We start from the raw sequence: 13082 nt of genomic DNA, 5'->3' as shown, positions 1-13082 counted from the left end.
ACGGTCGGCGCGCGGCACCGTCCGTGGACGGGCGGTCAGAAGTAGTGTGGCGGGTCAGCGACCGCGGAAGTGAGGCGGTCGCTTGTGGACGAACGCCGCGATCCCTTCCCTGCCGTCCGACGACTCGAACAGAGCGGACAGCTTCGCCCTCTCCAGCTGGAAACCCGCGCCGGCCGACGCTTCCGCCGCGGCCGGCACGGCGGCCGTGACCGCCTCGCGGATCGCGGCGACGGCCAGTGGCGCCTGCTCGGCGAGGGTGGTGGCGATCTGGGCCGCCCGGGCCGCGAGTTCGTCCTGGGCGCAGCGGTGGGTGACGATGCCTGCCGCCTCGGCCGCCTCCGCGTCGAGGCGCTCGCCGGACATCACCAGCCACTTGGCGCGGTTGGGTCCGACGTGCCAGGTCAGCCGCTGCGTACCGCCCCACCCCGGGAGCAGCCCGAGGGAGACCTCGGGCAGACCGAACGACGCCTCGTCCGCCGCGACCACGACATCGCAGCTGAGCACGAGTTCGAACCCGCCCCCGAGCGCCAGACCGTTCACCGCCGCCACGACGGGGACCGCACATTTCGCGATCCGGTCGCACAACTCGTTGCACCGCTGAGTGAAGGCGTCGAACGACACGCGGTCCGCGTCGGCGTAGAACGCGATGTCGGCACCGGCGGCGAAGGCCTTGCCCGCGCCGGTCAGCACGATCGCGCGAATGGCGGGATCGCCCTCCAGTTCGGTGAGCGCGTTTTCGAGCGCGTCCACGACAGCGGCGTCGATCGCGTTGTACTTCTCCGGCCGGTTGATCGTGACGACCGCGATGGGCGCGGACCGCTCGACCAGCACCGGGCAGGGCGCCGTGTCAGCCATGCACCGCACCGCCTTCCATCAGGCGGGCGATTTCCCCAGCGGAGTACCCGAGTTCGGTGAGGACCTCCCCGGTGTGCTCCCCGAGCGCCGGGGGCAGGCGGCGGATTCCCGGGCGCTGCCCGCCGTAACGGATCGGGTGGGCGAGGACCTGGACCGGACCTGCCGACGGGTGGTCGAAGGACAGGAACGTCTCGTTGTGGCGCACCTGCGGATCTGCCACCACGTCGTCATAGCTGTTGACCGGGGCGTGCCAGACACCGAACTCGGCGAAGCGCTCGGTCCAGTACCTCGTGCTCTTCCGGGCGAGCAGTTCGGCGATACGCGTGTTGATCTCCTCGCGCATCGCGTACTCGGCGTCGGGTTCGACTCCGCGGAACCACGGTTCCTCCAGCACCTTGCTCAGGGCGTCGGTGCTGGTCAGGGAGATCGTGAGGTGCCCGTCGGCCGTGGCGAACACGCCGTAGGGCGCCTTGTAGAACGGCGAGGAGATCCCGCTGGTGCTCCGCTGCCCGCGGAAGCCGTTCAGGTGGTACGACAACGGTTCGATCTGCAGGTCCAGCGCGGCGTTGAGGAGGTTGCTCTCCACCCTGGTGCCTTCGCCGGTGCGCTCGCGTCCGTGCAGGGCGGCGAGGATGCCCAGTGCGCCGAGCACGGCACCGTGCTGGTCGACCAGCGAGGCGCCCACCGGGGTCGGCGGCCCGGACGCCGGGCCGGTCGCCGACGCGAGCCCGGACAGCGACTGGATGAGCACGTCCTGTCCGGGGCGATCCTTGTACGGGCCGTCGGACCCGTAACCCGACAGCGAGCAGTAGACCAGCCGGGGGTTGGTCCGGCGCAGCTCTTCGTAGCCGAGCCCCAGCCGGTCCATCACCCCTGGGCGGAAACTCTCGATGAGCACGTCGGCGCTGTCGATCAGCCGGCGCAGCACCGCTTTCCCTTCGTCGTTCTTCAGGTCGACAGCCATGCTGCGCACGTTGCGGTTGCCGAGCAAGAAGAACACCGACACACCCTCGACGTAGGCGTCCGGGCCGGACCAGCCGCGCTCGAAGGCACCCTGCGGCGGTTCCACCTTCACGACGTCCGCGCCGAGGTCGGCCAGGATCTGCGTCGCCGAAGGGCCTTGCAGGAAATGGGTGAAACTGACGATCTTGATTCCGGAAAGCATTGTCGCCCTCGTCCTGTCAACGAGGAGCCTCAGCCGACGCGCATCGGCAAGGGATCGCGGTTGTGGGCAGGGGCAGCTGCGAAGCGATCCCGGGGCTCCGAACGGGAAAGTCCGGGCTCGAGTGAAGTGCCACAGTGGACACTGCCGACGATGGTAAGCGGTGGCCGCCTCCCGGTCAAGGGACCGGCCGCGTCGACTCCCGGACGATCAGCTCCGGCGCCGGCTCCTCGACCACGACATCGCCGAGTCGTTGTCCCGCAAGGTGGTCGAGCAGCATTCCACACGCGCGGCGCCCCAGGGCGCGCAGCGGCATCCGCACGGTGGTGAGGGCGGGCGCCCAGGTTTCGGCGACCCAGGTGTCGTTGATCGCGACGACCGACAGGTCCTCGGGCACCCGGACACCCAGGCGGCTCAGCGCCGACAACGCCCCGATTCCGGCGTTGACACTCGAGACCACCAGCGCGGTCGGCCGCGTCTTCCGCTGCATCATCCTGGTGACGGCCGCGGCGCCACCAGGAGCCTCCCAGCCGGAGCGCTCGACCCACGACGGACGCACCCGGAGTCCCGCCGCGCGCATGGTCTCGGTGAAACCGTGGTGACGACGGACGGCAGTGTCGTGGTCGGCCACACCGGCGAGGTGACCGATGTGTTCGTGACCGAGGTCGATCAGGTGCCGGGTCGCCGTCGCGGCCCCGCGGACGTCATCGAGAACGACCGAGCCCGCGCGCCCGGCCAGCATGGAGTTGATCAGCACCACCGGCGGATCCCCGGCGAGCACCTCACGCAGGCGCTGGTCGTCGAAATCCTCACGCCGTTGCAGGAGAACCCCGTCCACCCGGCCTTCGGCGACCAGCCGGCGCAACTGGTCGCGGCCGGCCGGCGGCGGGTCGATCTGACCCAGCAGCACCGACATGCCCGCCTCGCCCGCCCGGTCCTGCACGCCCGCCAGCATCTCGGCGAACACGGCGTTGTTCACGTCCGGGACGATCAGGCCCACGGCGCCCGACTTGGCGAACCGCAACGCCCGCGACCGGTGATTGGGCACGTACTGGAGCTCCTCGGCGACCGCGCGCACCCGACGGCGGGTCTCCTCGCTCATCCGGGTCCTGAAGTCGCCCGTCAGAGCACGCGAAGCCACCGCCTTGGACACCCCCGCCGCCTCGGCGACCTCCCGCAACGTGGCCATGGGCTGGAGCATATCGCGATCGGACACCAGCGGCACAACCGGTTGCGCGAAATGCACAACCGGTTGTGCACGGGCGTCCGCCGTGTTTTACTGCCTCCGGGTTCGAGTGAGCACCATCGATGTCAGCGAGGCCACCGATCCGGCGGGCAGCCGGTCGCCCTGGCCTCGCCCACGGAAGCCAGGAAAGGCTGATCGGCCATGAACTAGGAACGCCGCGTGAGCACTGGGGTCATGCGCTGCGGCTGGGGCCGTCGCTCCCAGCCGAGTGCGTGTTGCGGGGAGGTGCCACCGAACGCCAGGGCACTCCCCCTGCCGGGGGGCGCGCACCTGCGCCGACCGTCCCGGGGCCCGGAGACGGTCACGACGCTCGCTGAGGTCCGCGATCCGCCGCCCGCCCGGCGGGAGTGATCCGCACCTGTGGCGGCAGCTTCGTCCACACCAGATCCGCTGGATCGGCGGCCATCACCCCGGGAGCCTTCGCGACCAGGATGTGGGCGGCCATCGGGGCGAAGTCACCGCGGAAGTGGACGGAGCTCTTGACCACGACGATCCGCTGGCGCTCGGGCTCGATCCCGACCATCCGGAACAGGTTGCGGTCGAACACCTGCGTCCGTCCGGTCGTGACGCCGATCCGCACGGAACCGTGGCGCAAGCACGCCGAGGGGCCGAGGTCGACGACGTTGCCGTGCATCATCGGGCCGTCGAAGCGGCAGCGGCCGTCCGACAGGTGCTCCACCGTGAACCGGCCGTGCACGGGGCTGTCACCGGGCACGGCCGGTTCCCCGCCGAGCGGCACGGTGATCGTCGCGCCGACCCCGGCCGCGTGAGCGGCGGCGGCCACCTCCGGGTCGGTGAACAGGCCGATCGCCGCGGGGCCGGTGTCCGCGGCGAGCAACGCCTTGAGCAGCCCGGTGGTCCGCGCGGTCCCGCCAGCCCCGGGGTTGTCCTGGGTGTCGGCGATGACGACCGGCCCGTCGGTGCTGAGCCGGATCGCCTCGGCGACCGCCTGCCGGGCGTCGGGCAGCGCGATCGCCCAGTCCGCTTCGCGGCTGGTGACGTGCTCGTGGACCCGGTCGACCTCCTCGGCCACCCCGTCGCCGCCGTAGCCGAACACCACCGGACCGCAATCGGGGATGTCCGCGGCGGGAAACCCCGCGGCGAAGGACATTCCCTCCGCCAGTCCACGGTAGACGGTTGAGGCCGGCTCCAGATCGGTGCAGCCGGCGTTGATCGGGATGAGGAACGGCACCCGCCGCCACACCGGCCGGAGTTCCTCACCGGCGATCCGCCGCGCGAGCAGCCCCGCCGCGCGAGCACCGGTCTCCGCCATGTCGACGTGCGGGTAGGTGCGGTAGGCGACCAGCGCGTCTGCCGAGGCGAACATCTCCCCGGACAGGTTCGCGTGCAGGTCCAGGCTCGCCACGACGGGCACGTCGTCGCCGACGACCGCGCGCAGCCGGCGCAACAGCTCACCCTCACCGTCGTCGTGGTGCTCGGTGACCATCGCGCCGTGCAGATCCAGGTACACCGCGTCCGGCCGGGCAGCGCGGGCCGCGCCGAGGATCTCCCCGGTGATGCGCTCGTAGGCGTCGGCGGTCACCGGCCCGGACGGCGACGCGGCCGCCCAGATCACCGGCAGCACGGTCACGTCCCGCATCGCGCGCAGGAAACCGCCGATCGGCAGGTTCACGTTCGCCAGCCGCAGCACGTCCTCGCCACGGCACAGAGCCGGGAACCCCTCCCCGTTTTGAAAGTTGGCGTAACCGGCGGGAGTGTCGGCGAACGTGTTGGTCTCGTGCTGGAAACCAGCGGCCAGGATCTTCATCGTGCCTCGTTCCGCAGTGTGGTGAACAGGATGAGCAGCCCCCCGGCCAGCAACAGGGCGACCATTGACAGCAGACCCGCCTCAGTGCTCCCGGTGGCCTGTTTGACGTAACCGATCAACGTGGGGCTGAAGAAGCCGCCGAGCAGCCCGATGCTGTTGATCAGGGCGATGCCGCCCGCCGCGGCGGTGCCGGTCAGGTACGCCGACGGGATCGCCCAGAAAACCGTGTACGAGCCCCACATCGCGGCCGTGGCGATGACCATCGCGAGCATCGAGACCGCGAACGACTGGGCGGTGAGCGCGGCCACCGCCAGCCCGGCGGCGGAGACCAGCGCCGGGACCGCGCTGTGCAGGCGGCGTTCCCCGCGGCGGTCCGAGCGGCGGGACAGCCAGAACATCGCGACCAGCGAGCACGCATACGGCACCGCAGTCCAGAGTCCGATCTCGACGGTACTGGCGAGGCCGTTCTCCCGCAGGATGGTCGGCAGCCAGAAGCTCACCGCGTACAGGCCGCTGATCAGGCAGAAGTAGCCGACGGCCAGAGCGTAGACCTTCGGATCGGTGAGCACCCGCCGGAAACTGTGGTGGCGCGTGGTTTCGGGCCCTGTCACGGCCGCGGCGATCCGGGCCTTCTCGGCCGGGGTGAGCCAGCGGGCTTCGGCGGGCCCGTCGGGCAGCACCTTCCACACCACGAACGCCAGGACCACGCACGGCAGGCCCTCGACGAGGAACATCCACTGCCACCCGGCGAGCCCGAACCCGCCGTCGAACGCGGTGATCACGAGCGACGACAGCGGCCCGCCGATCATCGAACCGAGCGGCCCCGGGATCATCAGCACCGACATCGCCGCCGCCATCCGCGCCGGCGGGTACCAGTAGGTCAGGTAGAAGATGATCCCAGGCGCGAACCCGGCCTCGAACACGCCGAGCAGGAACCGCAGCACGTAGAAGCTGGTGCTGTCGTGCACGAACAGCATCGAGGCCGAGGTCAGGCCCCACAGCAGCATGATGCGGAACACCGTCTTGCGGGTGCCGATCCGCTGCAGCAGCAGGTTGCTCGGCACCTCGAAGAGCACGTAGCCGAGGAAGAAGATTCCGGCCGCCAGTCCGTAGACCGACTCGCTGATCCCGACGTCGGTGGTCATCTGCAGCTTGGCGAAGCCGATGTTCACGCGGTCGAGGTAGGCGAAGACGTAGCACACCACGAGCAACGGCAGGATCCGGCGGCCGACCTTGCGGTACAGCGCGTCCGGGACGACTTTGCCGGAGATGTCGACCATGGTCACTCCCTGGTCCGGTGATTTCCGATTACACTCCAGAAGAACCCGGAGTTCCTCGGAAAATCGACGGATACTGACGGTGGAGGCGCGCCGGACGATGGATAGTGACACCCAGCTGCTGAACGAGACCGATCTGGCGCTGGTGGACGCGCTCCAGGTCAACCCGCGGGCCAGCTGGACGAGCCTCGCCGAAGCGCTGGACCTCGCGCCGGTCACGCTGGCGCGGCGCTGGCAGCACCTGCTGGAGTCCGGCTCGGCCTGGGTCACGGTGGCGCTGAGCAACAGCGCGATGCGCGGCGCGCTGCTGGAACTGACGTGCCGTCCGGGGACGGCGGAGCGCGTCGCACTGGCTCTCGCCGAGCTGCCGAACGTGTCGACCGTCGGAGTCACCACCGGCGAGTTCGGGGTGTTCGCGCTGGTGCTGGCACCGACCCTGCCCGCCATCGCCGAGGTTCTGGTGCGCACGTTGCCCATGCCGCCGGACGTCGTGAACGCCCGCTCGTACGTCTACAGTGGACTTTTCGGCGGGGTGGTGTGGCGGCTCGGCGTGATGAACCGCGCCCAGACCGAGCTGGTCCGCGAGCCCGCCGGGCCGGCACCGGAGCAGATCCGTCCGTTCGGCCCGGCCGACCGCGCGCTCTTCCTCGCGCTGGGGCACGACGGGCGGCGCCCGTACACGGAGCTGGCCGCGGAGCTGGGCACGTCGCCGCAGGCGGTCAAGCGCCGGCTCGACCGCCTGCGGCGGCACGGCGACATCACGTTCCGGTGCGACGTCGCCCGCCCGCTCGCGGGGTGGGAGTCCATGGCACTGCTGTGGCTGGCGGTGCCGGACCTTCACGTGCGCGAGACGGGCCGCAGGCTGGGCGCCTGGCCCGAGACCCGGCACTGCGCCGCGGTCCCCGGTCCGGCGAATCTCTCCCTGATCGTGAGCCTGCGGTCTCTGGACCACCTCGGAAAGCTGCTCACCCGGATCGCGGTGGACTGCCCCGAGGCGGCCGTGGTGGACCGCAGGATCGTGCTGCGGCAGGTCAAGGTGCACGGCCGGATCGTCGACGAGCTGGGCCGCAGCACCCGCGTCGTCCCCGTCGATCCCTGGGCTACCCCGTCGTGACCGTCGGGCGCGTGCCGGCGGACTCGATGTCGCGGCGCCGGGTTTCGGGGCCCACGGCGAGCGCGACGAGGGTGAGCACCGTCAGCACCCCCAGGTACACCGCGACCGGCCACCAGTGGCCGGACCAGGCGAGCAGCGCGGTCGCGATCAGCGGCAGGAACCCGCCCGCCAGCACCGAACCGATCTCGCGGGCGAACGCGAATCCGGCGAGCCTGGTCCTGGTCTCGAACAGCTCCGCGAACCACGCCGCCTGCGGCGCCAGCATCGCCGGGTAGCAGATGCCGAGTCCCACCACGAACCCGACGACGACGGCCACCGGCTCGCGGGTTTCCAGCAGGAGGAAGAACGGCACGGTCCACAGCGCCGACGCGACCGCGCCGGCCGCGTAGACGGGCCGCCGTCCCCACCGGTCGGACAGCCAGGCGAACAGCGGCACCCCACCCACCTGGACGGCCGAGGCGATGATCACCGCGGTCAGCCCGAGCGAGTCGGACAGGCCCAGCTGCTTGGTCAGGAACGCGACCGCGAACACGGGGAACAGGTAGGCGAAGCCGTTCTCGGCGAACCGGGCACCGATGACGACCAGGAAGCTCTTCGGCTGGTACCGCAGCGCGGCGAACAGTCCCGTCTTGGTCTCCTCGGCCTGCTTCGCGTTCCTGAACGCGGGAGTCTCGTCCACGCCGCTGCGGATGAAGTAGCCGATCGCGAGCATGACGATCCCCAGCAGGAACGGCACTCGCCAGCCCCACTGGCGGAACTGTTCGTCGGGCAGCAGCAGGAACAGCTGGTAGATCCCGGTCGCGAGCAGGGTGGCGAGCGCGAACCCGGCCGGGGCCCACGCACCGGCCAGCCCGCGTCGCCGCTGGTCGCCGTGCTCGACCGACAGCACGACGGCACCGGCGTACTCGCCTCCGGCGCCGAAGCCCTGCACGAGCCGCAACAGGATCAGCAGGACCGGCGCCCACGCGCCGATCTGGTCGTAGGTGGGCAGCACACCGATCAGCGCGGTCGCGACGCCCATCAGCACGATCGTCAGCACCAGCATCGTCTTGCGGCCGAGCCGGTCGCCGAGATTGCCCAGCACAATGCCGCCCAGCGGCCGGACCAGGAATCCGACGGCGTAGGTGGCGAACGTGGCCAGTGTGCCCGCGACCGGGCTGATCGCGGGAAAGAACAGCTTGTTCAGGATCAGCGCGGCGGCCGTGCCGTAGATCAGGAAGTCGTACCACTCGAGCGTGGTGCCGACGAGGGCGGCGATCCCGGCTCTGCGGGCGTGCCGTCGGGATTCGGTCATGAAAGGCAGCTCCTTCGGTGGCCGGGGAAAGGTCAGTGGCGGGCGGGACGGCGCAGGACCGCGCCCCGCTGGATCGGGCCGACGAGTGCCGCGTACTGGCCGAGCCAGCCGCGTTCGCTGCCGGGATCACCGGCGGTGACGGGTTTCCCGTCGCGTATCGGCTCCGCGTCGATCAGCCGTGCGTCGAGGTCGATCGAGATGGCGTCCCCGTCCTGCACTCCGGCGAGCGGCCCGCCGTCGGCGGCTTCGGGCATCACCTGTCCCACGACGAGCCCGTGGTTGAGCCCGGACAGTTCGCCGTCGGTCACCACGGCCACCTGGCCGCCGAGGCCGGCGCCGTTGAGCGCGGCCACGAAGCTCGCGGCGAACACCGTGCCCGGGCCGCCCCTCGGGCCCATCCCGCGCAGCACGATCACGTGTCCCGGCTCGATCTCTCCCTGGCCGAGCGCGGCGATGGCCTCGTCCTCACCCGCGAAGACCCTGGCCGGCCCGCGGAACTGCCGCCGTGCCGCGCCCACCCCGGCGACCTTGACGATTGCACCGTCCGGCGCCAGCGATCCACGCAGGATCAGCAGGCCCGGCTCGTCGGCCACGGGTTCGTCCAACGGGTGCACCACGTCGCCGTCCGGTCCGGCCACGTCGGCGATCAGCTCGGCCACGGTGCTGCCGGACACCGTCAGCGCGCCGGTGTGCAGCCTCGGTGCCAGCGCACGCAGTACGGTGCGGACCCCGCCGACCCGGTCGAGGTCCCACACCTGATGTGTCCCGTTGGGACGGATGGCGGCGAGTTGTTTCGCGCCGCGGCCCTTCTCCTCGAACAACGCGACGACGTCGAGGTCGAGGTCGGCTTCCGCGGCCACGGCGGTGAGGTGCCGGATGCAGTTGACCGAGCCGCCCAGCGCCAGCGCCACCTCCACCGCGTTCTCGATGGCGTCGCGTGTGAGCACCTGGCGGGCGGTGAGTCCTTCCCGGACCAGCTCGACGGCGCGCCGCCCCGCGGCCGCGGCGCGTTCGAGCATCGCCGGGGAGTTCGCACGGGTGGGCGCGGAACCCGGCATCGTCATGCCCAGGGCCTCGGCGAGCACGTGCATCGTGTTCGCCGTCGCCAGTCCCGCGCACACGCCGGGCCCTTCGATCGCCTGGTCGGCCATCTCGCCGAGGTCGTCCACGCTCAGCTTCCCGGAGGCGACCGCACCCACCGATTCGTACACCGAGTCGATGTCCACCGAACAGCCGGAGAACGTCCCTCCGCGCTGGTAGCCACCGATGACGACCACCGAGGGCAGGTCGAGCCGCGCGGCGGCCATCAAGTGGGCCGGGGTCGTCTTGTCGCAGCTCGACAACAACACCATGCCGTCGAGCTGCGCACCCTCGACGGCGGCTTCGACGTCGTTGACGATCAGGTCGCGGGTCGGCATCAGGTAGCGCGCTTTGCGGCCCGCGCTGGTGACGAAATCGGACGGCGCGGTCGTCCGGATCTCCAGCGGCAGCCCACCCGCCTCGCGGACGGCGCCGGCGACCACTCCCGCCACGTCGTCGAGGTGCGCGAAGCACACCGACAACTTCGAGGAGGTGTTGACGATCGCGATCTTGGGCTTGCGCTGGTCCTCGGCGCTGATGCCCATCGCGCTCCACTGCGCGCGGCGCACGGCCCACCGGGTGGTGCCGGGCTCGAAGTTGCTCCGCAGCTGTTCCATGGTGTTTCTCCAGTCAGGAAAGGGAAAGGGCGCTTCCGCCGGCGGCCATCACCGACCGGATCTCGCGGCCGTCGAGCCCGCGGTAGGGCAGGCCCTTGTCCAGCGACATCACGGTCGCCACCGCGGCCGCGTGGCCGTATTCGAAGCACTGCGCGGTGACCCGCGCCGACGCGAGTGCCTCGTGCTCGGCGCTGAGGCAGCGGCCCGCGACGATGACGCCCTCGCCGCGTTCGGGCACGAGCGCGCCGTAGGGCACCTCGTAGTAGTCGTCCAGCAACCAGGTCAGTTTGGGCCGGTCACCGGCGTGCAGCTCGATCGGCCACGGCACCCGGCAGATCCCGTCCTCGCGCTTGCGTGCCGCGAGGACGTCGTCGTTGGACAACCGCTCGATCCCGGCGATCGTGCGGGTCTGCCGGATCCCGGCCTCGACCCCCGTGTCCACGACGAACGCGTTCTCGCAACCGGGGATCCGATCGATCAGGAACCGCGCGTACGACCGGACCTGCCGCCGGCCCAGTATTTCGGCTTCGGTGAAGTCCGCGGGGTCGATCACGTTGAGCATCCGGCCGTCGCGGCCGGCCAGCCGGGTCGCGTTGACCAGCAGCTCGCCGGGCCTGGGAGTGGTGAAGATCCAGATCTTCTGCCGCGGCAGGTCCAGCCCGGCGCCTCGCGCCCGGAGGATCTCCTCGGTCACGTAGGGCGGGCAGATGGTGTCCTCGCCGTAGAACTCCAGGAACCGCTCGACATCGACGTTGCCGAGGCGGAAGAACATGGTCGGGTTCTGGATCGCGCCGTTGTCGCCGAAGGTGTAGCGGTGCCCGGCGCGGGCGACCACAGCCGCGTCACCCGATGCGTCGATCGTCCTGGCAGCGAGCACCACGGCCCGGCCGGCGTTCGACTCGATCACCACCCCGCGGTGGGTGTCGCCGTCAAGGACGACGGCGGCGACGGCCGTGTGGTAGAGCACCGTGACGCCCGCGCCTTCGAGGAGGTCGTCCGCGACCTCGCGCCACACGAGCGGATCGTGCGCGACGGTCCAGGTCTTGCCGTAGACCTGCGGCGCCGTGAGGCCGCCCCGGGCGGCCAGCTCCCCGCGGAACCGCTCGGTGAACCCCGCGACGACCTGCCTCGGCTCCCGGTCGGCATCCGAGGCCAGGTACATGCCGCAGATCGTGCCGGACATCCCGGCGACCGCCGCGCCGCCGGCGAAGCCGTACTTCTCCACGACGAGCACCGACTTACCCGCCTCGGCCGCGACCACCGCCGCCGCGACCCCGGCCGCACCTGCCCCGACGACAAGCACGTCGACCTCGGCCAGCACTTCGAGTCCCCGGTCGGCCGCTCCACCGGTCAGCGACCAGCGCGATATATTGGTCATGTACCGGTTGTACATCGCCGGTCGCGGTATTGTCCAGGCCCAGCGGTGGAACGAGGAGGAGGCGCCCGTGGCGAACAAGGCCGACCAGGCCTACGACGTGCTGGAACGCATGATCACGTTCCAGGAACTACCGCCTGGTTCGCTGCTGTCGGAGGCCCGCCTGATGGAACGCACCGGGCTCGGCCGCACGCCGGTGCGCGAGGCGCTGCAACGGCTCGCACGCGAGCGCATGGTGGAGATCCACCCTAGCCAGGGCGTGTTCGTCGCCCCGACGTCGATCGAGGCGCAACTCAAGGTGCTCGAACTACGCCGTTCCATGGAGGAGCTCGCGGTGCGCCTCGCCGCCCACCGGGCCACGACGGAGCAGCGTGAGCGCATCCTGGCACTCGCCGAGGTGCTCAGCGAGTTCGACGGCGACGATCCCAGACGATTCGGGGAGCTGCTCAAGTCGACCCACACCCTGATCGTCGAGGCCGCGCACAACGAGTACCTGTCGGTGGCGATGGCCCCGCTGCAGGGGCTCTCACGCCGGTTCTGGTTCGCCCACCTGCGAAACCCGAAGGCGGAACTGGCCGAAGCGGCCGACCTCCACGGGGACATTCTCCGCGCCATCTGCCACGGCGATCAGGCCAAGGCCTCCGAAGCCTCCCTCAGGCTGAACGACTACCTGACCGACTTCACCTACCGGACCCTGCGGGACCAGTGAGTGGTTCCGTCGTGCAGCGCTGTGTGTGTCCGCGCTCAGCGCGCCGGACTGAGCGCGCAGCACAGTGGCGGAAGCTCACTCCACGACCGCGGCGACGAGTTCGATCTCCACCGGCTGGCCTCCTGGCAGCGAACTGGCGCCGACAGCCGTACGAGCGCTTCTCGGCACGCACCGGGCCTCGCTCGACGGCATCGCCCTGAAAGCGGGGGTGAGCAACGCCACGCTCTACCGGACCTTCCCGACGCGGGACGACCTGCTCGCCGCCGTCATGCAGACCAGCATCGAGGAGGCCGTGGCCGAATCCGGCGAACTGGCCCGCACCGCCTCCCCGCGCGAGGCTCTCGCCGAATGGCTGGCGCGGCTGACCTGGCAACTGCGCATCTGGCACGACCTGCACTCGTCGTCACGCTGTCCTGGGGTGTCGACCGCTTCGGCGACGACGAGCAGGCCGCACGCAAGCGAGACCGGGTCGCCACCGCAGGCGTCTGCACCTAGGCCGTGTCTGACAATGTCTTTGTCCAGGTGATGACGTCGTGGATGAGGATGGCGGCGCGGTAGAGCGTGGCCAACTTGTCGTAGCGGGTG

Annotated in this window: 11 protein-coding genes; 3 read left to right on the top strand and 8 right to left on the bottom strand. The window is 70.7% G+C overall.

Annotated elements, in window-relative coordinates; genetic code table 11:
* Positions 1–54: 54 nt before the first annotated feature.
* The 5 genes from ABZ215_RS34930 to ABZ215_RS34910 all read right to left on the bottom strand — a co-directional run bounded on the left by ABZ215_RS34930 (position 55) and on the right by ABZ215_RS34910 (position 6311).
* A complete protein-coding gene (locus ABZ215_RS34930; RefSeq protein WP_354954617.1) occupies positions 55–855 on the bottom strand; it encodes an enoyl-CoA hydratase/isomerase family protein in 801 nt (266 codons plus the stop codon).
* Complete coding sequence (locus ABZ215_RS34925) at positions 848–2020, bottom strand: CaiB/BaiF CoA-transferase family protein (RefSeq protein ID WP_354954615.1); 1173 nt, start codon at positions 2018–2020, stop codon at positions 848–850. Before ABZ215_RS34925 ends, ABZ215_RS34930 begins: the two co-directional genes overlap by 8 nt.
* A 175-nt stretch (positions 2021–2195) precedes the next feature.
* Entirely contained in the window at positions 2196–3206 is a 1011-nt protein-coding gene (locus tag ABZ215_RS34920) for a LacI family DNA-binding transcriptional regulator (RefSeq protein ID WP_354954613.1), read from the bottom strand.
* A 358-nt stretch (positions 3207–3564) separates the two neighbouring features.
* Positions 3565–5031, bottom strand: coding sequence for a M81 family metallopeptidase (locus ABZ215_RS34915; protein ID WP_354708475.1), 1467 nt, complete (start codon positions 5029–5031; stop codon positions 3565–3567).
* On the bottom strand, positions 5028–6311 hold the full coding sequence (locus ABZ215_RS34910) for an MFS transporter (protein ID WP_354954611.1): 1284 nt from the start codon (positions 6309–6311) through the stop codon (positions 5028–5030). Before ABZ215_RS34910 ends, ABZ215_RS34915 begins: the two co-directional genes overlap by 4 nt.
* A 97-nt stretch (positions 6312–6408) precedes the next feature.
* On the opposite strand from ABZ215_RS34910, the gene ABZ215_RS34905 reads away from it, so the two are divergent.
* Entirely contained in the window at positions 6409–7422 is a 1014-nt protein-coding gene (locus ABZ215_RS34905; protein WP_354954609.1) for an Lrp/AsnC family transcriptional regulator, read from the top strand.
* Here the strand turns inward: ABZ215_RS34905 and ABZ215_RS34900 are convergent.
* Genes ABZ215_RS34900 through ABZ215_RS34890 form a run of 3 tightly spaced genes read right to left on the bottom strand, consistent with a single transcriptional unit; the run spans position 7409 to position 11806 of the window.
* Complete coding sequence (locus tag ABZ215_RS34900) at positions 7409–8716, bottom strand: MFS transporter (protein WP_354954607.1); 1308 nt, start codon at positions 8714–8716, stop codon at positions 7409–7411. The genes ABZ215_RS34905 and ABZ215_RS34900 overlap by 14 nt on opposite strands.
* A gap of 32 nt (positions 8717–8748) precedes the next feature.
* Entirely contained in the window at positions 8749–10413 is a 1665-nt protein-coding gene (gene ilvD / locus ABZ215_RS34895; protein WP_354954605.1) for a dihydroxy-acid dehydratase, read from the bottom strand.
* 13 nt (positions 10414–10426) lie between these two features.
* The gene (locus ABZ215_RS34890) at positions 10427–11806 is read right to left on the bottom strand and encodes an FAD-dependent oxidoreductase (RefSeq protein WP_354954603.1); all 1380 of its coding nucleotides are present in this window, start codon (positions 11804–11806) and stop codon (positions 10427–10429) included.
* A gap of 52 nt (positions 11807–11858) precedes the next feature.
* On the opposite strand from ABZ215_RS34890, the gene ABZ215_RS34885 reads away from it, so the two are divergent.
* Together ABZ215_RS34885 and ABZ215_RS34880 are read left to right on the top strand one after the other, a co-directional pair.
* On the top strand, positions 11859–12497 hold the full coding sequence (locus ABZ215_RS34885; RefSeq protein WP_020415787.1) for a GntR family transcriptional regulator: 639 nt from the start codon (positions 11859–11861) through the stop codon (positions 12495–12497).
* A gap of 64 nt (positions 12498–12561) precedes the next feature.
* Entirely contained in the window at positions 12562–13023 is a 462-nt protein-coding gene (locus ABZ215_RS34880) for a TetR/AcrR family transcriptional regulator (RefSeq protein WP_354954601.1), read from the top strand.
* The last annotated feature ends 59 nt before the right edge of the window (positions 13024–13082 follow it).

Origin of the sequence: Amycolatopsis sp. NPDC006131 (assembly GCF_040614175.1) — a bacterium.
Taxonomy (GTDB): domain Bacteria; phylum Actinomycetota; class Actinomycetes; order Mycobacteriales; family Pseudonocardiaceae; genus Amycolatopsis_E; species Amycolatopsis_E tucumanensis.
The sequence above is the reverse complement of the archived record's forward strand: the minus strand, read 5'-3'. Positions and strand labels throughout refer to the sequence as shown.